21 protein-coding genes are annotated in these 19417 nt (G+C 72.5%); 14 read left to right on the top strand and 7 right to left on the bottom strand.

Annotation, left to right across the window (positions count from 1 at the left end; translation table 11 throughout):
- Positions 1-16 precede the first annotated feature (16 nt).
- Entirely contained in the window at positions 17-250 is a 234-nt protein-coding gene (locus VIS07_20070) for a glutaredoxin family protein (GenBank protein HEY8517813.1), read from the bottom strand.
- A gap of 91 nt (positions 251-341) precedes the next feature.
- Here VIS07_20070 and rplU point away from each other — a divergent pair, with 91 nt between their 5' ends.
- The 8 genes from rplU to VIS07_20030 all read left to right on the top strand — a co-directional run bounded on the left by rplU (position 342) and on the right by VIS07_20030 (position 7220).
- Positions 342-650 (top strand): 50S ribosomal protein L21, encoded by a 309-nt coding sequence (rplU, locus tag VIS07_20065; protein HEY8517812.1) that lies wholly within the window; start codon positions 342-344, stop codon positions 648-650.
- Between the two features lie 22 nt (positions 651-672).
- Entirely contained in the window at positions 673-963 is a 291-nt protein-coding gene (gene rpmA / locus VIS07_20060) for a 50S ribosomal protein L27 (GenBank protein ID HEY8517811.1), read from the top strand.
- Positions 964-1035: 72 nt separating this feature from the next.
- Positions 1036-2103 (top strand): GTPase ObgE, encoded by a 1068-nt coding sequence (obgE, locus tag VIS07_20055; protein ID HEY8517810.1) that lies wholly within the window; start codon positions 1036-1038, stop codon positions 2101-2103.
- Positions 2096-3280, top strand: coding sequence for a glutamate 5-kinase (gene proB / locus VIS07_20050; protein ID HEY8517809.1), 1185 nt, complete (start codon positions 2096-2098; stop codon positions 3278-3280). The genes obgE and proB overlap by 8 nt, the downstream gene beginning before the upstream one ends.
- 117 nt (positions 3281-3397) lie before the next feature.
- Entirely contained in the window at positions 3398-4669 is a 1272-nt protein-coding gene (locus tag VIS07_20045) for a glutamate-5-semialdehyde dehydrogenase (GenBank protein ID HEY8517808.1), read from the top strand.
- A gap of 24 nt (positions 4670-4693) precedes the next feature.
- A complete protein-coding gene (gene nadD / locus VIS07_20040; protein ID HEY8517807.1) occupies positions 4694-5383 on the top strand; it encodes a nicotinate (nicotinamide) nucleotide adenylyltransferase in 690 nt (229 codons plus the stop codon).
- A 43-nt stretch (positions 5384-5426) separates the two neighbouring features.
- Positions 5427-5855: a ribosome silencing factor gene (rsfS, locus tag VIS07_20035; protein ID HEY8517806.1), complete on the top strand. Its 429-nt coding sequence runs from the start codon at positions 5427-5429 to the stop codon at positions 5853-5855.
- A gap of 39 nt (positions 5856-5894) precedes the next feature.
- The gene (locus tag VIS07_20030; GenBank protein ID HEY8517805.1) at positions 5895-7220 is read left to right on the top strand and encodes a tetratricopeptide repeat protein; all 1326 of its coding nucleotides are present in this window, start codon (positions 5895-5897) and stop codon (positions 7218-7220) included.
- Between the two features lie 85 nt (positions 7221-7305).
- Here VIS07_20030 and VIS07_20025 read toward each other — a convergent pair whose 3' ends face one another.
- The 6 genes from VIS07_20025 to VIS07_20000 form a co-directional block, all read right to left on the bottom strand.
- Positions 7306-8544 carry an ArsA-related P-loop ATPase gene (locus VIS07_20025; protein ID HEY8517804.1) on the bottom strand — a complete coding sequence of 413 codons (1239 nt, stop codon included), beginning with the start codon at positions 8542-8544 and terminating at the stop codon, positions 7306-7308.
- A gap of 8 nt (positions 8545-8552) precedes the next feature.
- On the bottom strand, positions 8553-9611 hold the full coding sequence (locus VIS07_20020) for an ArsA family ATPase (protein ID HEY8517803.1): 1059 nt from the start codon (positions 9609-9611) through the stop codon (positions 8553-8555).
- A 38-nt stretch (positions 9612-9649) separates the two neighbouring features.
- Positions 9650-10927 carry a beta-ketoacyl-ACP synthase II gene (gene fabF, locus VIS07_20015; protein HEY8517802.1) on the bottom strand — a complete coding sequence of 426 codons (1278 nt, stop codon included), beginning with the start codon at positions 10925-10927 and terminating at the stop codon, positions 9650-9652.
- Between the two features lie 66 nt (positions 10928-10993).
- Positions 10994-11767 carry an energy-coupling factor transporter transmembrane component T gene (locus tag VIS07_20010; protein HEY8517801.1) on the bottom strand — a complete coding sequence of 258 codons (774 nt, stop codon included), beginning with the start codon at positions 11765-11767 and terminating at the stop codon, positions 10994-10996.
- Positions 11764-13545 (bottom strand): energy-coupling factor transporter ATPase, encoded by a 1782-nt coding sequence (locus tag VIS07_20005; GenBank protein HEY8517800.1) that lies wholly within the window; start codon positions 13543-13545, stop codon positions 11764-11766. The genes VIS07_20010 and VIS07_20005 overlap by 4 nt, the downstream gene beginning before the upstream one ends.
- Positions 13542-14363 (bottom strand): QueT transporter family protein, encoded by an 822-nt coding sequence (locus VIS07_20000; protein ID HEY8517799.1) that lies wholly within the window; start codon positions 14361-14363, stop codon positions 13542-13544. Before VIS07_20000 ends, VIS07_20005 begins: the two co-directional genes overlap by 4 nt.
- A 53-nt stretch (positions 14364-14416) precedes the next feature.
- Between VIS07_20000 and bamD the strand changes: the two genes are divergently transcribed.
- From bamD to VIS07_19970, 6 genes are all read left to right on the top strand, one after another.
- Positions 14417-15262, top strand: a complete 846-nt coding sequence (bamD, locus tag VIS07_19995) for an outer membrane protein assembly factor BamD (protein HEY8517798.1) — start codon at positions 14417-14419, stop codon at positions 15260-15262.
- A complete protein-coding gene (locus tag VIS07_19990) occupies positions 15259-15960 on the top strand; it encodes a HesA/MoeB/ThiF family protein (GenBank protein HEY8517797.1) in 702 nt (233 codons plus the stop codon). Before bamD ends, VIS07_19990 begins: the two co-directional genes overlap by 4 nt.
- 66 nt (positions 15961-16026) lie before the next feature.
- Entirely contained in the window at positions 16027-16308 is a 282-nt protein-coding gene (locus VIS07_19985; protein HEY8517796.1) for a ubiquitin-like small modifier protein 1, read from the top strand.
- On the top strand, positions 16305-17330 hold the full coding sequence (locus tag VIS07_19980; GenBank protein HEY8517795.1) for a cysteine synthase: 1026 nt from the start codon (positions 16305-16307) through the stop codon (positions 17328-17330). The genes VIS07_19985 and VIS07_19980 overlap by 4 nt, the downstream gene beginning before the upstream one ends.
- Positions 17327-18082 carry a hypothetical protein gene (locus tag VIS07_19975; protein HEY8517794.1) on the top strand — a complete coding sequence of 252 codons (756 nt, stop codon included), beginning with the start codon at positions 17327-17329 and terminating at the stop codon, positions 18080-18082. Before VIS07_19980 ends, VIS07_19975 begins: the two co-directional genes overlap by 4 nt.
- A 62-nt stretch (positions 18083-18144) precedes the next feature.
- On the top strand, positions 18145-19410 hold the full coding sequence (locus VIS07_19970; GenBank protein ID HEY8517793.1) for a sulfate adenylyltransferase: 1266 nt from the start codon (positions 18145-18147) through the stop codon (positions 19408-19410).
- Positions 19411-19417: the final 7 nt, after the last annotated feature.

Here is a 19417-nt window from a genome sequence, read left to right as displayed (position 1 = left end):
CCCTACCTCCACCCGCTCAGGACCGTCGCCGCAGGCGGCGCAGCAGCTCGCGGCTCGTCACCCGATACTTGAACGCTTTGCGGCCGTCGATCTCGACGACCGGGACCTCGTGGCCGTAGCGCTGCACGAGCTCGGGGTCCGAGTCGACGTCGACGATCCGGAGCTCGAACGGTACGCTCGCGCGCGCGGCCTCGATCTCGCGCAGGGCGTCCTCGCAGAGGCAGCAATCTTCGCGGCTGTAGAGCACCACCGTCGAGGTGGCCGTCTCTGCGCCTCGTTCGGTTGACTCCCGCACACCCGTTCGGTAGCCAAGACGGTTACTCTTGCCAAGGGATCAGAGCATGGCTTACGCGATCATCCGTACGGGGGGAAAGCAGTACCGGGTCGAGCCCGGCGACGTCATCTGGGTGGAAGCCCTCGACGGTGAGGTCGGCAGTGAGATCACGTTCCCCGAGGTGCTGCTGCGCAGTGACGGCGAGCAGGTGACCATCGGCACGCCGCTGGTCGAGGGCGCGAGCGTCGCCGCTCGCATCATCGGGCAGGAGAAGACGCGCAAGATCTTGGTCTTCAAGAAGAAGCGCCGGAAGAACTACCGCCGCCGGCACGGTCACCGTCAGCTGACGACCGGCGTCCAGGTGCTCTCGATCTGAGCGCAGCGCTCGAGGAATCACCATGGCACACAAAAAAGGTCAGGGCAGCACTCGCAACGGGCGCGACAGCCAGGGTCAGCGGCGCGGCGTCAAGCTGTTCGCCGGTGAGACCGCGCGCGCAGGCAACATCCTCGTCCGCCAGCTCGGCACGCGGATCCATCCCGGCCGCAACGTCGGCATGGGCCGCGACTACACGCTGTTCGCCAAGATCGACGGCATCGTCCGCTACGAGCGCATGGGCAAGGATCGGCGCCGCGTGAGCGTGCTGCCGCTCGACCAGGCGCAGGCGACGCCGGAGACGGCCTCCGCCTGACGGCGCCGAAGGCGCGAGCCGCAGCAGAAGTCCGTCCGCGTATCGTGGCTCGCCCGACCCGAGGCGGGCTGCATGAAGTTCATCGACGAGGTCGAGATCGTGGCGGTGGGCGGCGCCGGCGGCAACGGCTGCGTCGCGTTCCGTCGCGAGAAATTCGTTCCTCGCGGCGGCCCCTCGGGCGGTGACGGCGGACGCGGCGGGCACGTCATCCTGCGCGCCGACCGCAGCCTGACCACGCTGCTCGACCTCAAGTACCGTCCGCTGCTCAAGGCCGGTCGCGGCGAGCACGGCCGCGGCAAGGAGCAGTACGGACGCGGCGGCGACGACCTGGTCGCCCGCGTGCCGGTCGGCACGATCGTGCGCGACGCCGACACCGGCGAGACGCTCGCCGACCTGTGCGAGGACGGCGCCGAGGTGATCGTCGCGCGCGGCGGCAAGGGCGGCCTCGGCAACATCCACTTCGCGACCTCGGTGAACCAGGCGCCGCGCCACGCGACGCCGGGCGAGCCGGGCGAGGAGCGCCGCCTGCGGCTCGAGCTGCGGCTGCTCGCCGACGTCGGCGTGGTCGGCTTCCCGAACGCCGGCAAGTCGTCGCTGATCGCACGGCTCTCGGCCGCGCGTCCGAAGGTCGCCGACTATCCCTTCACGACGCTCGTGCCCCAGCTCGGCGTCGTGCGCGTCGACGAGGGACGCTCGTTCGTGATCGCCGACGTCCCGGGTCTGATCGAGGGCGCGCACCGCGGCGTCGGGCTCGGCACGCGCTTCTTGCGTCACCTGTCGCGCACCTCCCTGCTCCTCCACCTGCTCGACCTGTCGCCCGACAGCGGACGCGATCCGCTGCACGACTTCGAGGTGATCCAGCGCGAGCTCGAGCTCGCCGACCCGGAGCTCGCGGCGAAGCCGCAGATCGTCGCCGCGAACAAGCTCGACCTGACCGAAGCACGAGAGCGCTTCCCGGAGCTCGCCCGCGAGCTCGAAGCGCGCGGGCACTCGGTGCTCGGGATCTCCGCCGTGACCGGCGAAGGTCTGCCCGAGCTGGTCGCCCGCATCGCGCGCGCGCTCGACGAGCTGCACCGCGCGGAGGAGTCCGCGCCCGCCGAAGCGGCGATCGACACGCGCGAGACGCCCAGCGATGCCTGAGCTCCGTCAAGCGGACGTCAAGCCGGCGCTGATCCGCCGGCTGCGGCACGTCGTGGTGAAGATCGGCTCGTCGGTGCTCGCCGACGGCGCCGGGCTCGACCGCGCGGCGCTCGCGCGGCTCGCGAGCGACATCGCCGGGGTGCACGCGCGCGGGCTCGCGGTGACCGTGGTCAGCTCGGGCGCGATCGCCGCCGGGCGCACGCTGTTCGGCGGTGCGGCGCCGCGCACGATCCCCGAGCGCCAGGCGGCGGCGAGCGTCGGCCAGATCCAGCTCATGGCCGAGTGGCAGAAGGCGCTCGCCGCGCACGGCATCGTCGTCGCGCAGATCCTGCTCGACGCCGACGACCTCGCGAAGCGCCACCGCTACCTGAACGCGGAGCACGCGCTCGCGACGCTGCACGCGAAGCGCGTCGTCCCGATCGTCAACGAGAACGACACGGTGTCGGTCGACGAGATCAAGTTCGGCGACAACGACAACCTGTCGGCGCTGGTCGGCACGCTGGTCGGCGCCGACCTGCTCGTGATGCTGAGCGACGTCGGCGGGCTGTTCACCGCGAACCCCGTGACGACGCCCGACGCGCGGCGCATCCCAGTGCTCGAGCGCGTCGACCAGGCGACGCTCGAGCTCGCGCGCGGCAGCAGCGGGCTCGGCACGGGCGGAATGCGCTCGAAGCTGCTCGCCGCGCGCAAGGCGAGCGCCGCCGGCATCGCGGTGGTGATCGGCGACGGCCGCAAGCCGGGGACGCTCGCCGCGGTGCTCGATCCGCAGGCCGACGTCGGCACGCTCGTCCTGCCGCTCGCGGACCGCCTCGCGCGGCGCAAGCACTGGATCGCGTACACCGTCAAGCCAAAGGGCGTCCTGCACTGCGACGCCGGCGCCGTCGCCGCGGTGACGACGCGCGGCCGCAGCTTGCTGCCGTCGGGCGTCGTGTCGGTGAGCGGACGCTTCGAGCCCGGCGACTGCGTGAGCCTGGTCGGACCCGACGGCGAGGAGTTCGCGCGGGGCCTCGTCAGCTACCGCTCGACCGAGGCGGCGCGCATCGCCGGCAAGCGCAGCAGCGAGGTCGAGGCGCTCCTCGGCTACAAAATGGGCGACGCGATCGTGCACCGGGACGACCTCGTGGTGCTCGCCGACGTCGAGCGGCCGCGCGTCGCGTCCGGCGAGCGCGCGTCGTGATCGGCGGAAAGCGCGGGGCGGCGCGCCCTGCCCCACGCGCCGCTCGCGGACGCTCGTGCCAAGCCGGCGCGAGCCGCGGTGGGCGCGCGGCGGGCGCGGGATGCTAACGTGTCGCGCGTGAATCGCCCCGCTGAAGATCAATCCCAGGATCGTCGCCTGATCGCCGAGCCGCTGCGCGCGGCGCGGGCGGCGCTGCGTCCGCTTCGCCTCGCCTCGACGGAGACCAAGAACGCGGCGCTGCGCGCCTTCGCCCGTCTCCTGCGCGAGGAGACGCGCACGCTGCTCGAGGCCAACGCGCGCGATCTCGCCGCGCTGCGCGACGCGACCAACGCCTTCCGCGACCGCCTGACGCTCGACGAGCGCCGGGTCGAGGCCATGGCGCGCGCCGTCGAGGAGATCGCCGAGCTGCCGGATCCGGTCGGCGACACGATCACCACCTGGCGCCGCCCGAACGGGCTCGAGATCGCGCAGGTCCGCGTGCCGCTCGGCGTGGTGGGCGTGATCTACGAGTCGCGCCCGAACGTCACCGCGGACGCGGCGGCGCTCTGCCTCAAGTCGGGCAACGCGGTGCTGCTGCGCGGCGGCTCGGAGGCGATCCAGAGCAACACCGCGATCGCCGACGTCGCGGAGCGCGCGCTGCGCGAGGCGGGTCTGCCGGTGGGCGCGATCCAGCTCGTCCGCACGACCGACCGCAAGGCGGTCGACGAGATGCTCGGCGCGGTCGACGAGATCGACGTCATCATCCCGCGCGGCGGCGCGAGCCTGCTGCACGCGATCCACGAGAAGGCGCGCGTGCCGGTCATCCAGCACTTCGAGGGCATCTGCCACACCTACGTCGACCGGGCGGCGGACGTCGCGCAGGCGGTCACGATCTGCGTCAATGCCAAGACGTCGCGCCCCGGCGTGTGCAACGCAATGGAGACGCTGCTCGTGCACCGCGAGATCGCGTCCGAGTTCCTGCCCAAGGCGGCGGCGGCGCTGCGCGAGCGCGGCGTCGAGCTGCGCGGCTGCGAGCGCACGCGCGCGGTGCTGCCCGACGTCAAGCCCGCGACCGACGAGGACTGGGACACGGAGTACCTCGACCTCATCCTGTCGATCCGCGTGGTCGACGACCTCGGGCAGGCGATCGAGCACATCGGCGCGCACTCGACGGGACTCGCCGAGGCGATCGTCACCGAGGACCGCGCCGCGGCCCGGCGCTTCGCGCGCGAGGTCGACTCGGCCGCCGTGTACGTCAACGCGTCGACCCGCTTCACCGACGGCGGCGAGTTCGGCTTCGGCGCCGAGATCGGCATCTCGACGAACCGGCTGCACGCGCGCGGTCCGCTCGGGCTGCGCGAGCTCACGACCTACAAGTACGTCGTCCAAGGCGATGGCCAGGTCCGCTGAGCGACGCGACACGCGAGGCGCGCGCTGAGCGGCACGCGTACCGGCCTCTACGGAGGCAGCTTCAACCCGGTGCACTTCGGCCACCTGCGCGCCGCGGAGGAGGTCCGCGAGCGCGCGGAGCTCGACGAGGTGTGGCTCATCCCGGCGAGCACGCCGCCGCACAAGGACGCGCTCGGGGTCGCGCCGGCGGAAGACCGTCTGCGGATGCTCGAGCTCGCCGTCGCGGGCGGGCCCGGGCTGCGGGTCGAGCCGGTCGAGCTCGAGCGCAGCGGACCGTCCTACACGATCGACACCATCCGCGTGCTGAAGGAGCGCCACCCGCAGCGCTCGTTCGTGCTCATCGTCGGCCTCGACGCGTTCCGCGACTTCCACACCTGGCACCGCTGGGAGGAGATCCCGTTCGAGTGCGACCTCGTCGTCACCTCGCGGCCGCCGCACGAGGTCGCGCCCGGTCCGGATGCCCTGCGCATCGCGTCGCCCCACATTGCCGCACGGGGTACGTTCTGCTACGTCTCGGACATCGGTAGTTTCCGTCATCAAAGCGGGCACCGCTTGGATTTCATCCCGGTGACCGCCATCGACGTCTCCGCCTCGGCGCTGCGCGCTGCGGTCGCCGCCGGGCGCTCGATCCGCTTCCTCACTCCCGATGCCGTCGTCGAGTACATTGCCGCGCACGGTCTGTACGCCGCTGCGCCGGCCGGGACGACCCGTTGAGCTGCGGCAGGCGCCACAACGGGAAGGGAGTCTTCGCCTCGTCGTGAGTCGATCCCCGTCGCGCAAGCAGAGCAAGGACGCCACGTGGGAGCGCGCCGTGCTCTGCGCGGAAGCGGCGCTCGACAAGAAGGGCGCCGACCTCGCGATCCTCGACGTCCGCGAGCACACCTCGCTCGCGGACTACTTCGTGATCGTCTCGGGACGCTCCGACACGCAGGTCCGCGCGATCGCGGAGCACGTCGAAGAGGTCTGCCGCAAGGCGGGCTACCGTCCGCTCGCCGTCGAAGGGCTGCGCCACGGCCAGTGGGTTCTGCTCGACTTCGGCGACGTCGTCGTGCACGTGTTCTATGCACCCGTGCGCGACTTCTACGATCTCGAACGCCTCTGGGCGCAGGCACCGCGTCGCACGCTGCCGGCGTCCTCGACCGAGCTCGCCGCGGCCGCCGCGCGCGAAGCCGACAGCACGAGGTAGACGCTGCTGCGTCGCCTCGCCGTAGCCCTCCTCGTCGGATTGATCGGCGGGGGTGTCGGGTACCTGTTCTACCACAACGGGCACACCGTCTCGTTGTTGCTGGGCCCGCAGTCGTCGCTCGAGCTGCCGATGGCGGCTTTGGTGCTCGGCGCGCTGGCGCTCGGCGCGGCGCTGGTGCTGCTCGGCGGCATGCTGCGCTCGAGCGTGAGCAGCGTGTCGAGCTGGCGCGAGCAGCGTCGCGAGCGCAAGCGTCAATCCATGCTGCGGGTGCGCGACGAAGGACACCGGCGGCTCTGGTCCGGTGACTTCGACACCGCGACGCGCAGGCTCGAGCGCTACGTCGAGCGGCACCCGCGCGACCTCGAGGCCGTGATGGCGCTCGCGCGGACGTACGAGGCGCGCGGCGAGCTCGAGACCGCGCGTCGGCTGCTCGAATCGGCGCGCAGCCAGCTCGGCAGCGAGCCGCGGCTGCTGCACCAGCTCGGGCTGCTCGCCATGCGCCGCGGCAACGCGGGCGCGGCGATCGACTGGCTGCAGGAGGCGGTCCGCCTCGAGCCGGACAGCCCTCGCCTGCTCGCCGATCTCACCGCGGCGCTCGCCGCGGAAGGCCGCTTCGCCGACGCGGCGGCGAGCGCGCAGCGCCTCGTCAGCGTCGAGCGCGAGCCGCTGCGGCGCGCCGAGGCGCAGGAGATGCTGCTCGCGATGCGCTACCGCGCGGCCGACGCCGACGCCGCCGGCGGCGGACACGCGCTACGCCGGATCCTCGGCGAAGCGCCCGACTTCCTGCCGGCGGTGGTCGCCCTCGCCCAGCGCGCGCGCGCCGCGGGCGACGTGCGCGCCGCGGAGCGCCTCTACCGCGACGCCATCCGGCGCAACCCGAGCGGCGTCCTGCTCGAGCGCCTGACCGCGCTGCACGCGAGCACCGGACAGGCGGAGCGCTCGCTGCCGATCCTGCGCGACGCCTGCGCGGGCAACCGTCTCGCCGCGCCCCGGCTCATGCTGGCCCGCACCCTGGTCGCGACCGGGCGACATTCGGCGGCGGAGGCCGAGCTCGCGGAGATCGTCAAGGACACGCCGACCTATCGCGCCGAGGGCATCGACGTCACGCCCGAGCGCGACCTCGTCGCGGGCGAGCTGGCGCTGGCGCGCGGTCACGACCGCGAGGCCGCGACGCTGCTCGCGCGCGCCGCGACCGGCAGCCATCGGCCGTTCGCCTACTCCTGCCGGCGCTGCGGACGGGAGAGCGCCGAGTGGCGCGACCGCTGCGCGTGCGGCGCGTACGGGACGTTCGAGTGGATCGTCGCGCAGCCGGTGACCGAGCGCGGCGCGGGCTCGGCGTCCGATTCGACGGCGATCGCGAGCTGAGAGCCGAGCGCGTCGCGTGCGTCGAGCACGCGGACACACCCGTCGGGGGTCGTGCGCGCGCCCGTCAAGCACATACGCATGCGCGTCAAGCGCGCGCGCCGAACAGGTGCGGGTGCAGGAGCAGCAGACCCGAGAGGTCGTGCACGTCGCCGGTCAGGTTCGGCACCTGGACCAGCGGCACGCCGCGCGGCAGGGCCTGGCGGAAGATCTCCATCCGCACCGCGTCGCCGCGCGCGCGCGTCTGGTAGGCGACGAAGTTGCGCGCCAGACGCTCGGCGAGCGACGCGCGGCGCGCGGCCGGCGCGGGCGCCTTGCCCGAGCGCCGCGTGCTCTCGAGCGGCGGAGCGGGGCTCTTCTGCGGCTCGCCGCTCAGCACCTCCTCGAGCAGCGCGGTCACCGCCTCGACCGAGTCCGCGATGCCGTCGTGCACGACCAGCGGGTGCACGCGGTTCATCACCACGCCCTTGAGCGGCATGCCGCGCGCCGCCATCTGCCCCGCGAGGTACTCCGCCTGGTCGAGCACCTGCTCGTCCGGCCCGGCGACGAGAAGGAACGCCGTCTCCGGCTGGCGCAGCAGCTGCGTCACGCGCTGCACGCGCGGCTCGAAGTCCTCGAACAGCCCGCCCATCGCGCCGAAGAAGTCGGTCACGTCGGCGAGCGCCGACACGCCGGTCGCGTCCTCGATCTTGTGCAGCAGGAAGCCGACCGTGCGATTCATCGTGCGCAGCGTCGACCAGCCGGCGGAGAACGACGGCTTGACGAACCACTTGACGATCTTGCGGTCGAGGAACGCGAGCAGGCGCTCGGGCGCTTCCAGGAAGTCGAGCGCGTGCTGCGTCGGCGGCGTGTCGACGACGATCAGGTCGTAGCGTCCCGACGCCTCGAGCTCGCCGAGCTGCTCGACCGCCATGTACTCCTGCGAGCCCGCGAAGCTCTGCGAGAGCTGGCGGTAGAAGCGGTTCTCGAGGATGCGCTCGCGCACCTCCGGGCTCGGCGCGTGGCGCTCGACGAGCTCGTCCCAGCTCCCCTTCTGGTCGAGCATCATCGCGGACAGCGAGCCGCGCACCTCGCGGCCGAGGTTCGCCAGCACCTCGCGCGGCACCTCGACCGGAGTGTTGCCGATCGGGCCGACGCCCAGCGAGTCGGCGAGCCGTCGCGCCGGATCGATGGTGAGCACGATCGCGCGCCGTCCGCACAGCGCACCCCAGAGCGCGAGCGCCGCGGCCGTCGTCGTCTTGCCGACGCCGCCCGAGCCCGCGCACACGATGATCCGGTGACGCTCGACCAGCTGCGAGAGCTCGGCGGTGCTGCGCGCGGCGACCACGGCGATCCTCAGCGCGGACTCTTCGCGCGCGCGGGGCGCGCGGCGCCGGTCGCGTCGAGCTGCGTCGAGAGCTCGCGGCCGAGCTGGCAGACCTCCTCGGCGCCGAACTCCTCGTTGAAGATGTAGGGCAGCTTGACGGTCGGCACCGGGATCTCCTTGGCGAGACGCTCGAGGTGCGCGGCGTTGATCTCCGACCAGCCGAGCTCCTCCTCGGCGCGGGCCAGGATCTCGGCGAGCAGCGCGTCGCGGCCGGCGCTCTTGCCGTCCCTGCCCTCCTTGGCGTCCTTGCGCTCGGCACGCTCGCGCCGCTTGCCGCGCGTCGCGACCGCGTCGGCACGCAGCCGGCTCGCGACCTCCTCGAGCTCGGCGCGCGTGCACGGCGCGGTGTGCACCTGATTCACGACCAGCAGCGCGGTGTGCATGCCGAGCTCGTTCAGGCCGCGGTACATGTCGCAGCTCTCGTTGGCCGGCATCTCCTCGGGCAGCGTGACCACGACGACCGCGGTCGCCTCGGGATCGCGCAAGAGACCGACGACGCGCTCCGCCTCGCGGTGCACGAGCCCGCTCGTGAACGCCTCGAGCGCCGCCTGCGGCATGCGCAGGTACTGCAGGCTGTGGCCCGTCGCCGGACCGTCGACCAGCACGAGCTCGTGCGGCTGGCCGTCCTTGCCGCGGCGACGGTCGGCCTCGTACCAGAGCTTGCCGACCGTCATCAGCTCCTTCAGCCCGGGCGCCGCCGCCACGAAGTACTGGTAGACGCTGCTCGAGAACACCGTCTTCAGCAGGCGGCGCACCGGGATGATCAGCGACAGGTACTCCTCGAGCGCGCGCCGTCCGTCGATCGCCATGTACTCGATGCGGTCGAGACCCTCGGGGGGCGACGTCGACGCGCGCTGCGCCGCGAGCGCCGCCTCGAGACCGCGCGCGCCCTCGAGCTCTACCGCGAGCACGCGCTGTCCGCGACGCGCCGCCTCGAGCGCGATGCCGAGCGTCACCGTCGTGCGACCGACGCCGCCCTTGCCGACGATGAAGACGAGCTGCCGGCGCAAGAGATCGGAGAAGCTCATCGAGCGGCGTCCGGGAGACAGCTCGCGTCCGGAGGCGGTCAGCGCTCGCCGCCGCCGCTCGGCTCGAACCGGCGGAACACGAGACACGCGTTGGTGCCGCCGAATCCGAACGAGTTCGAGATCGCGACCTCGAAGCTCGCGCGCCGAGCCTGGTTGGGGACGTAGTCGAGGTCGCAGGCCGGGTCGGGGTTTTCGTAGTTGATGGTCGGCGGCAGCATCTGCTCGCGCACCGCGAGCGCGGTGTACACGGCCTCGAGGCTGCCGGCCGCGCCGAGCAGGTGTCCGGTCATCGACTTCGTCGAGCTCACCGCGAGGCGCGCCGCGTGCTCGCCGAAGACCTTCTTGATCGCGGTGGTCTCGTTGGCGTCGTTGGCCTCCGTCGAGGTGCCGTGCGCGTTGACGTAGCCCACCTGGTGCGGCTCGACGCCGGCGTCCTCGAGCGCGAGCCGCATGCACTCCGCCGCGCCGCGGCCCTCGGGCGCCGGCTGCGTGATGTGGTACGCGTCCGCGTTCGCGCCGTAGCCGACGATCTCCGCGTGGATCCGCGCGCCGCGCTGGAGCGCCGACTCCATCTCCTCGAGGATCAGGATTGCCGCGCCCTCGCCGATCACGAAGCCGTCACGGTCGCGGTCGAACGGGCGGCTCGCGCGCTCGGGCTCGTCGTTGCGCGTCGACAGCGCGCGCATGACGCTGAAGCCGCCGACGCCGAGCGGCGTCACCGCGGCCTCGGCGCCGCCCGCGATCGCCGCGTCGAGGTAGCCGTCGCGGATCAGGCGGAACGCCTCACCGACCCCGTGCGCGCCCGACGCGCACGCGCTGGTCGGCGCGTAGTTGATGCCCTTCGCGCCGAAGCGCATCGAGATCTGGCCGGGCGCGAGGTTGCCGATCAGCTTCGGGATGAAGAACGGCGACAGCCGCCGCAGACCCGACTCGAGGAAGCTGCAATGTGTTTCTTCGATTGACTCGAGGCCGCCGATCCCGACGCCGACGATGCAGCCCACGCGGCCCGCGTTGTCGTCGGTGATCTTCAGCCCCGACTCCTCCATCGCCATGGTCGCCGCACCCAGCGCGTACTGGATGAAGACGTCCATCTTCTTGCGGTCCTTCTTCTCGATGTACCGCTCGGGCGAGAAGTCGGGCACCTGGCCGGCGATCTTGGTCGGGAAGTCGTCGCAGGGGAAGCGGGTGATGCGGGTGATGCCGGAGCGGCCCGCCATCAGAGCTTCCCAGTTCTGCTCGACTCCGCATCCCAGCGGGCTCACCACGCCCAAGCCAGTGATCGCAACGCGGCGTCTCTGCAGGCCTCCCCTGGTCATGTCCCGCGCAACCTCGTGACTCGTGTAGGTACGGAACCCCCCGGACGTGTCAAGACGGCCGGCGCCTCAGCGACCGACGAGGCCGAAGCCCGCGGCGCGCATCAGGAAGGCGCTCGCCGGCGCGCCGATCGCGATCAGCGCGACGAACAGGTCGGGGAGCCCGACCCGGCGCTCGAGCAGCGGCTGGCGACGTCCCGGAAGGCTGAAGCCGCGCATGTCGAGCGCGATCGCCATCTGATCCGCGCGCCGCAGCGCCCCCATGAACACCGGGACGATCACGGGCGCCGTGCGGCGGAGACGCGCGCGCACGCCGCGCGCCTCGGCGCCCAGGCTGCGCAGACGCTGCGCCTGCAGGACGGTCGCGGCGGAGTCCGCGAACAGCGGCACCAGGCGAAACGCGAGCGTCAGCGCGAAGCCGACGCGGTACGGCAGCCCGAGCCGCGTGAAGGCGAAGGTCAGCTCCTCGACCCGCGTGGTCGACAGCAGCACCACGTTGATCAGCAGGAAGCTCAGCAGCTTGAGCCCCATCCCGAGACCGAACACGAGGCCCTCGACGGACGGACGGAACACGAGGTCGGCGGTGCTCTGTCGGAAGAAGAACGTCCACACGAGCACCGTCCCGAGCGGGATCGCGATCAGCAGGAGGCGCAGCCGCACGAGGTTCGGCGTCGCGCGCGCGACGGCGGCCGCGGCGAGCAGCACCGCGACGTACGGCGCGATCGCGAGCGGGTGCTCGAGCGAGAACACGGCGACGAAGAACGCGGCCGCGGCGAACAGCTTGGTGAGCGGGTGCACGCCGTGCAGGGCGCTGCCGCGGTCGAGAAAGAGCGACGAGGTCACGGCCGCGTCCCCCGACGCGCGAGCGCCGCCGCCAGCTCGTCGACCGAGCGCGCCGCGACGCCGAAGCGCAGCCCGAGCAGCGACGCATCCGGCAGCACGAACGAGCCCGCGCGCAGCGCCTCCTCGGCGCGCAGCAGCTCGTGCACCGGACCGTCGAACAGCACGCGACCGCGCGCCATCAGCACGACCCGCTGCGCGTGCTCGGCGACGAGCCACGGCGAGTGCGAGATCACGACGATCGTCACCCTGGCGCGGTTGAGCTCGTGCAGCAGCTCGAGGATCGCGAGCTGCTCGCGCCAGTCGAGGCCGGTCGTCGGCTCGTCGAGGATCAGCACGCGCGGCTCGATCGCCAGCACCGACGCGACCGCGAGGCGCTGCCGCTCGCCCTTGCGCAGCAAGAAGGGATCGTCGTCGCGACGGTCGGCGAGCCCGCACACCGCGAGCGCGCGCTCGACGCGCGCCCGAAGCTCCTCTGGCGTGAGCGACAGGTGGCGCGGGCCGTACGCGACCTCCTCGGCGACCGACGCCGAGAACAGCTGGTGGTCCGGGTTCTGGAAGACGAAGCCGACGCGGCGCGCGACGTCGCCGAGCGACAGCCCGCGCGTGTCCCTGCCCTCGAGCAGCACCGCGCCCTGCGAGGGGTGCAGCAGCCCGATCAGGTGCTTCGCGAGCGTCGTCTTGCCCGAGCCGTTCTGGCCGACGAGCGCGACCATCTCGCCCGCACGGATCCGCAGCGAGACGCCGTCGAGCGCGAGGGCGTCGTCGCCGTAGCGGAAGGACACGTCGCGCAGCTCGAGGAGCGGCGGCTCGTCCTGCTCCGCGCGGGTCGGCGAGCGCTCTGCGCGCGGGTCGGCGGACGACGTCGACGCCTGCGCGTGCGGTATCTGCGCGTCGGGGGTCGCGTGCGCGACGAAGCCCGCGCGCCGCAGGACGTCCGCCGCCTCGTCGACGTCGCGCAGCGGGGCGGTGATCCCGAGCCGCAGCGCGAGCACGTCGAGGTCGCGCGGCCTGACGCCGCAGGCCGCGATCAGCTCCGTGTCGCGCAGGAGATCGGCGCTCGGCCCGTCCGCCCGCACGCGTCCCTCCGCGAGCAGCACCAGGCGGTCGGCCTCCTGCGCCGCGAGCACGTCGTGCTCGACGATCAGCACGCCGACGCCCTCGTCGCGCAGCGCGCGCAGCAGCTCGAGCACGCGCCGCCTGCCCTCCGGGTCGATGTCGGTGATCGGCTCGTCGAGCAGCACGACCCGCGGCTCGAGCGCCAGGATGCCGGCCAGCGCGAGACGCTGCTTCTCGCCGCCGGACAAGGTCGCCGGATCGCGCGCGTCGAAGCCCGCGAGCCCGACGCGCTCGAGCGCGCGCTCGGTGCGCCTGGCGATCTCGGCGCGCGGCAGGCCGAGCTGCTGCGGCGCGAAGCCGACCTCGAGCGCGACGTTGGTCGAGAAGATCTGCGCTTCGAAGTCCTGGAAGACCATGCCGACGCGTCCGGCGAGATCGCCCGGACGAAGGTGGTCGAGAGGTTCGGCGAAGGCGCGTCGCTCGCCGGTCACCTCGGCGTGCTCGAAGCGCGGCACGATCCCCGTCAAGCACTTGAGCAGCGTCGACTTGCCGGCGCCGCTGTGTCCCATGACCGCGACGATCTCGCCGGCGCGCAGCGTGAAGTCGACGTCGGCGAGCGCCGGCGCGCTCGCGTCCGGATAGCGGCAGGTGACGGAACGCAGCTCGAGCAGAGGCTCGCCTGGCGGCGCCGGTACGGGTTGCGGCGGTGCGGCAGCCGTCACAGGAGCAGGAGACCGAGCGCGGCGAGCGCGACGAACGGTGCGACCCCGAAGCCGACCTCGGGCGCGAGCGTCGGCGAGCCGCTGGGCTCGACCCACGGCGGCTGCCACGCGCCGGTCGCCGCGAGGTTGCCGGCGACGAGCCCGCCGCAGGCGCCGACGAACAGCAGCGTCAAGCCAAGAGTCGTGCGGACCCGTCCGGGCGGCCGCACCTCGAGCACGTCGTCGAACAGCAGTCGCGCGCGCTCGACGCGCGGGTAGATCTGCCGCAGCACGAGCGGCGCGAGGATCCCGGCGGCGAGCAGGTTGTTCAGCAGCACGACGTTGCCCAGCACGGGGAACGGCACGAAGCCGAGCAGGTTGAGTCCCCAGCCGACGACGAGCGCGCACAGCGCCGCGCCGGCGAGCACGCTGACGAAGAAGCGCGCCCAGCCGGCGGCGTCCACCGGTAGCGGCCGTCCGCCGCCGAGCGCGCGCCAGACCCGGTACGGCGCGAGACCGTAGAGCAAGTTGCCGACGAAGCCGAACAGGTCGCCCGGTCCGAGCCCGCCGAACGTGTCGCCGATCGCGTTGCCGATCGCCGCGCCCCAGCCGGCCGCGGGACCGAACAAGAACGAGCAGATCACCGGCACCGCGTTCGCGGGACGCAGCTCGGTGATCCCGGGGATCAGCGGGATCACCTTGAACGGAATCAGGATCGCGGCGTACAGCGAAGCCGACATCGCGGCGAACACGACCATGCGCGTGTTCGACCACATGCCGAGCAGCTCGCCGCCCGTCAGCCCGGCGACGACCGGCTGTTTGACTGGGCCGCGAGGCATTCACTACCGTCTAGCGCATGCGCCGACCCTCTCCAAAGCGAGACGTTTCGCGCGTGCTGTGCGCGCTCGCCCTCGGGGCGGCGACGGCGTGCGGAGGTAGCAAGGTCCAGGTCGCTCCGCCCGACGAGCTCTACCGTCAGGCGACGCAAGATTTCGTCGACGGCAACTACGGAATCTCGATCGCGACCTACAAGTATCTGCTCGACCACTACCCGCTCGATCCGCGTGCCGAGGAAGTCGAGCTGCGCATCGCGGAGGCGCACTTCGCGGACGGCTCCTACGCCGAGGCGATCGCCGCCTTCTCCGACTTCCAGCGCATGCATCCGACGAGCCCGCGTCTGCCGGAGGTCGAGTTCAACATCGGCAAGGCGTACATGGCGCAGATGGACACCATCGACCGCGACCTCAACGCGGCCGCGAACGCGCACGCGCGCTTCGAGAGCGTGATCCTCCGCTACCCGGAGTCGGAGTACGCGAACCGCGCGCGCGAGGAGCTGCGCGAGGTGCGCGAGCACCTGGCGGCGCGCGAGCTCTACGTCGCCGAGTTCTACCTGAAGAAGGGCAACCACGCGGCGGGTCGCACGCGCGTCGCGACGCTGCTCGCGACGTATCCCGAGACCGACGCCGCGCGCGAGGCGATCGCGCTGATCGCCGCCGACGCGCGCGCGACCGGCGACGAGGACCTCGCCAAGCTCGCCGACGCGGCCTTCGCGGAAGCGCAGGGCGCGAACGGCGGCGGGGAAGGTGCGACGAGCGCGCCTCCGCCGCACCCGACGCAGCCGCGCGCCGGCGCGGCCGTGCAGGCGCTGCGCGCGCGCCTGTCGCCGAACGCGGTCGCGAGCCCCGTGCAACCGCTGTCCCCAAGCCGCACCCGCCCGAGCGCGTCCCAGCCGCTGTGAGCCCGGGCAGCGTGGTGATCGTCGGCGTCGGTGGGCTCGGCGCGCCGGCGGCCGCCGCCCTCGCCGCGGTCCGCGGGATCCGCCTGACGCTGATCGACGCGGACGTGGTCGAGTCATCGAACCTGCCGCGCCAGCCGCTCTACGGCACGGGCGACGTCGGGAGCCGCAAGGTCGAGGCTGCGGCGCGCCGGCTGCGCGCGCGGCACCCCGGGCTCGAGGTCGCGACGCACGACGAGCGCCTCGACGAAGCGTCGGCGAAGCGTCTCCTCGCCGGCCACGACGTGATCGTCGACGGCACCGACAACCTGACGAGCAAGGTGCTGCTCAACGCGACGGCGCTCGCGCTCGGCACGCCGCTCGTGCACGCCGGCGCGCTCGGCCTCGACGGCCAGCTGATGACCATCCTGCCCGGCCGCAGCGCCTGCCTGCGCTGCCTGTTCCCCGAGCTGCCGTCCGACGACGACATGCCGACCTGCCAGCAGGCGGGCGTCCTGGGGCCGGTCGTGGGCGCGGTCGGACTCATGGCGGCCGCGGAGGCGGCGCGGATCGCGTCGGGGGAGCGACCCGCGCTCGCGAACCGGCTCGCAATCCTCGACGGCACGCGGCTGCGCTGGCGGACCCTCGAGCTCCGTCCGAACCCGCGCTGCCCGGCCTGCGACGCGGCGCTCGGCCAGCCCGCGAGCCCGACGCCCGCGTGAGCGCGCCCTTGCGCAGACGTACCCCCAACGTCAATATCCACCGCTATTGAAGGGAGGCTTTTGGAAATGCCTGTGACCGTCAAAGTGCCGACACCGCTCCGCAAGTTCACCGCGGGATCCGAATCGGTGAGCGGTAACGGCGCGACCGTGGGCGCGCTCGTCGACGACCTCGAGCGGCGCTACCCCGGCATCCGCGAGCGCATCTGCGACGAGCAGGGGCGCGTCCGTCGCTTCGTCAACCTGTACGTCAACGGCGACGACATCCGCTTCCTGCAACAGCTCGACACCAAGGTGAAGGACGGCGACGAGATCTCGATCGTCCCGGCGATCGCGGGAGGTCGGGTCTGAGCGATGCGGCGCTCGCGCCTGGCGCCCGGCAGCCGCTTCGTGCCACTGACGTCGCCAAGCTGATCGGTAAGACGCCGCTTCTGCGCTTGACGCGCGTGGCGGCGGACATCCCGCCCGGCGTCACCATCTGGGCGAAGCTCGAGGGCTTCAACCCGGGTGGCTCGGTCAAGGACCGTCCCGCTCTCCGCATGATCCAGAAGGGTCTCGAGAGCGGCGAGCTGCGTCCGGGCAAGACGATCATCGACTCGACCTCCGGCAACACCGGCATCGCGCTCGCGATGCTCGGTGCGGCGCTCGGCTACCCGGTCGAGCTGGTGCTGCCCGCGAACGCGAGCGTCGAGCGGCGGCGCATCATGGAGGCGTACGGGGCGAAGATCACCCTCAGCGACCCGCTCGAGGGCTCCGACGGCGCCATCCGGCTGTGCCGCAAGCTGATCGCGGAGGACCCCGAGCGCTACTTCAAGCCCGACCAGTACAACAACGAGGCGAACCCCCTCGCCCACTACGAGACCACCGGTCCCGAGATCTGGCAGCAGACCGAGGGGCGCGTCACGCACCTCGTCGCGACGATCGGCACGAGCGGCACCGTGATGGGGACGGGCCGCTACCTGAAGGAGCGCAATCCCGCGATCCAGGTGGTGGAGGTCGAGCCGGACGACGCCTTCCACGGCCTCGAAGGGCTCAAGCACATGGCGAGCTCGATCGTGCCGGGGATCTACCACCGCGAGCAGCTCGACGCGAAGATTCCGGCGCCGACCGACGAGGCCTACGACATGGTCTACCGGATCGGCCGCGAGGAAGGCATCCTCGTCGGGCAGTCGTCGGGGGCCGCGTGCTGGGCCGCGCTGAAGCTCGCGCGCACGCTCGAGCGCGGCGAGATCGTCACCATCTTCCCCGACTTCGGCGACAAGTATCTGAGCACGAACCTCTGGCAGGGCTGGCGCGACCGCGCGCCGCGCATCGAGGACCTGCGCGGGCGCCGTGCGCGCGATCCGGACGTACGCCTGGCGCCGGGGCAGTGAGCCTCACCGACGAACAGATCGAGCTCTACAGCCGGCAGATCCTGCTGCGTGAGCTCGGCGGCGTCGGACAGCGGCGGCTGCTCGCGGCAAGCGTCCTCGCGCTGGGCGACGGCGTCGCCGCCGACGCGGCGCTGAGCTACCTCGCCGGCGCCGGCGTGGGGCGGATCGATCGCCTGGCGAGCGCCTCCCGCTCGCGACCGGATCCGGATGCCGACGCCGGCGCCCTGGCGCTCGCCCCGCTCGCCGAGCGCAGCCCGGACGCGCAGGTGCGGCTGCTCGACGAGCCGCCCGCGTCGCTCGAGACCTACGACGTCGTGCTCGCGTTCTCGGCGGACGACGCGCGCGAGCCGGCGTCCTCGTCTGCGGGTGCGTCGGCTTGCTTGCCCGCGGGCGCGCCGCGGCTCGGCAGCATCGCCGTGCGCGACGGCGGCGGCGCGCTCGAGGTCGTGCTGCTGCCACGCGGCCACGGCTGCCTCGCCTGCCTCGCCTCCGCCGCGGTCACGGCGACGCCGCAGGCCGAGCGCGGCGCCGCGGAGGTCGCGCAGCGCGCGCTCGCGGGAACGCTCGCGGCGCTCGCGTGCTGCCGCTGGCTCGCGGCCATCGGCCCCGCCGACGACGTCGCCCGAGCGCTGCGGCTCGCCGCCGACGGCGCCACGTGGGACGAGCGCGCGCCCGAGCGGAGCGCAGCGTGTCCGCGTGGTTGCCCGCCTCCGGCGCAGCCGGTATTGACCCAGAGTCCCGCAGTCCGCTGACGCCCGCGCGCCGGTGCGCCAGCCGCGCAGCGAATCCACTTCACGTCAGAGGGTCTTCGTCGATGGCTGATCTCATCCCGCCTCACGGCGGGCTCACCGAGCCCGTTTCCTGCATGGTCGCGCCCGAGCGCATCGATGCGTTCCGGGCCGACGCCGCGAAGCTTCGTCGCGTGCCCGTGTCGGACGCCGATCTGTCGACGGTCTACCGGCTCGGCGACGGCGTGCTGAGCCCGCTCACCGGTCCGATGGGCGAGGCCGAGTACCACCAGGTCCTCGACCACGCCTACATCGAGCGCGGCGGCCAGCGCTACGCCTGGACGATCCCCCTCTCCTTCCCGGTCGACGCGAAGCTCGCAGCGCAGATCGAGCGCGGCGAGAAGGTGGCGCTCGAGAACAGCCGCGGCGAGGTGGTCGCGGTCGTCGAGGTCAGCGACGTCTTCCCCTGGGACAAGCAAAAATATCTCGAGAAGGTGTACGGGACGCCGCGCCACGATCACCCTGGCGCCGACATGGTGCTGAAGGGCGACGCCGACAAGACGCACCTGATCGGCGGCCGCATCGAGGTGCTGCCGCAGCCGAAGCACCCGGTGCTCGGCAAGTACGTCCTGCCGCCGCGCGAGGTCCGCAAGCTCCTCGCGGAGAAGGGCTGGGAGCGCGTGGTCGCGTTCCAGACGCGCAACCCGCTGCACCGCGCGCACGAGTACGCGCTGGTCTACGGCCTCGAGACGCTGATCCGCGCCGGCTACAACGCGGGCGCCTGCCTGAACCCGCTGATCGGCGAGACCAAGGGCGACGACGTCAAGGCCGACGTCCGCATGGCGACGTACGAGGCGCTGATCACGCAGCGCGGCCTCGGCGAGGGCGACAGCGACCCGGCGCTGTGGGGTCCGCGCGGCGAGTCCGTGCCCGACCGCGTCATCCTCCTCGGACTCGACATCAAGATGTTCTACGGCGGCCCGAAGGAAGCGGTGATGCACGCCATCTACCGGCAGAACTTCGGCTTCACCGACATCATCATCGGCCGCAAGCACGCCGACGCGCCCTTCCACGACGGCACCGCGATCTGGGGCGACTTCGACGCGCAGGAGATCTTCTCGAACCTCGCCGGCGACCTGAAGATCAAGCCGCTCAAGGTCGGCTTCGCCGCGTACTACGAGTCGATCGGGCGCGTCGACCTGACCGAGAACCACCCGGACGAGAAGCCGGTGTCGATCTCCGGCAAGGACGTGCGCAAGGCGCTGATCGAGGGTCGGCCCGTCGACCCGCGCATCATGCGCGAGAGCACGGCGCGGATCCTCGCCGAGGCGATGAAGCAGCAGCGGCCGTAACGCCGCG

The organism is Candidatus Binatia bacterium, assembly GCA_036563615.1.
Taxonomy (GTDB): Bacteria; Desulfobacterota; Binatia; order UBA12015; family UBA12015; genus DATCMB01.
Note: the sequence above shows the minus strand (reverse complement) of the source record. Positions and strands in the feature narration are given on the sequence as shown.

What these genes read in the sequence shown, in the direction of transcription:
- rplU (HEY8517812.1), top strand. Translation starts at nt 342, where the DNA reads ATGGCTTACGCGATCATCCGTACGGGGGGAAAGCAGTACCGGGTCGAG.
- proB (HEY8517809.1), top strand. Translation starts at nt 2,096, where the DNA reads ATGCCTGAGCTCCGTCAAGCGGACGTCAAGCCGGCGCTGATCCGCCGG.
- obgE (HEY8517810.1), top strand. Translation starts at nt 1,036, where the DNA reads ATGAAGTTCATCGACGAGGTCGAGATCGTGGCGGTGGGCGGCGCCGGC.
- rpmA (HEY8517811.1), top strand. Translation starts at nt 673, where the DNA reads ATGGCACACAAAAAAGGTCAGGGCAGCACTCGCAACGGGCGCGACAGC.
- VIS07_19985 (HEY8517796.1), top strand. Translation starts at nt 16,027, where the DNA reads ATGCCTGTGACCGTCAAAGTGCCGACACCGCTCCGCAAGTTCACCGCG.
- VIS07_20020 (HEY8517803.1), bottom strand. Translation starts at nt 9,611, where the DNA reads ATGAGCTTCTCCGATCTCTTGCGCCGGCAGCTCGTCTTCATCGTCGGC.
- VIS07_20000 (HEY8517799.1), bottom strand. Translation starts at nt 14,363, where the DNA reads ATGCCTCGCGGCCCAGTCAAACAGCCGGTCGTCGCCGGGCTGACGGGC.
- fabF (HEY8517802.1), bottom strand. Translation starts at nt 10,927, where the DNA reads ATGACCAGGGGAGGCCTGCAGAGACGCCGCGTTGCGATCACTGGCTTG.
- VIS07_19970 (HEY8517793.1), top strand. Translation starts at nt 18,145, where the DNA reads ATGGCTGATCTCATCCCGCCTCACGGCGGGCTCACCGAGCCCGTTTCC.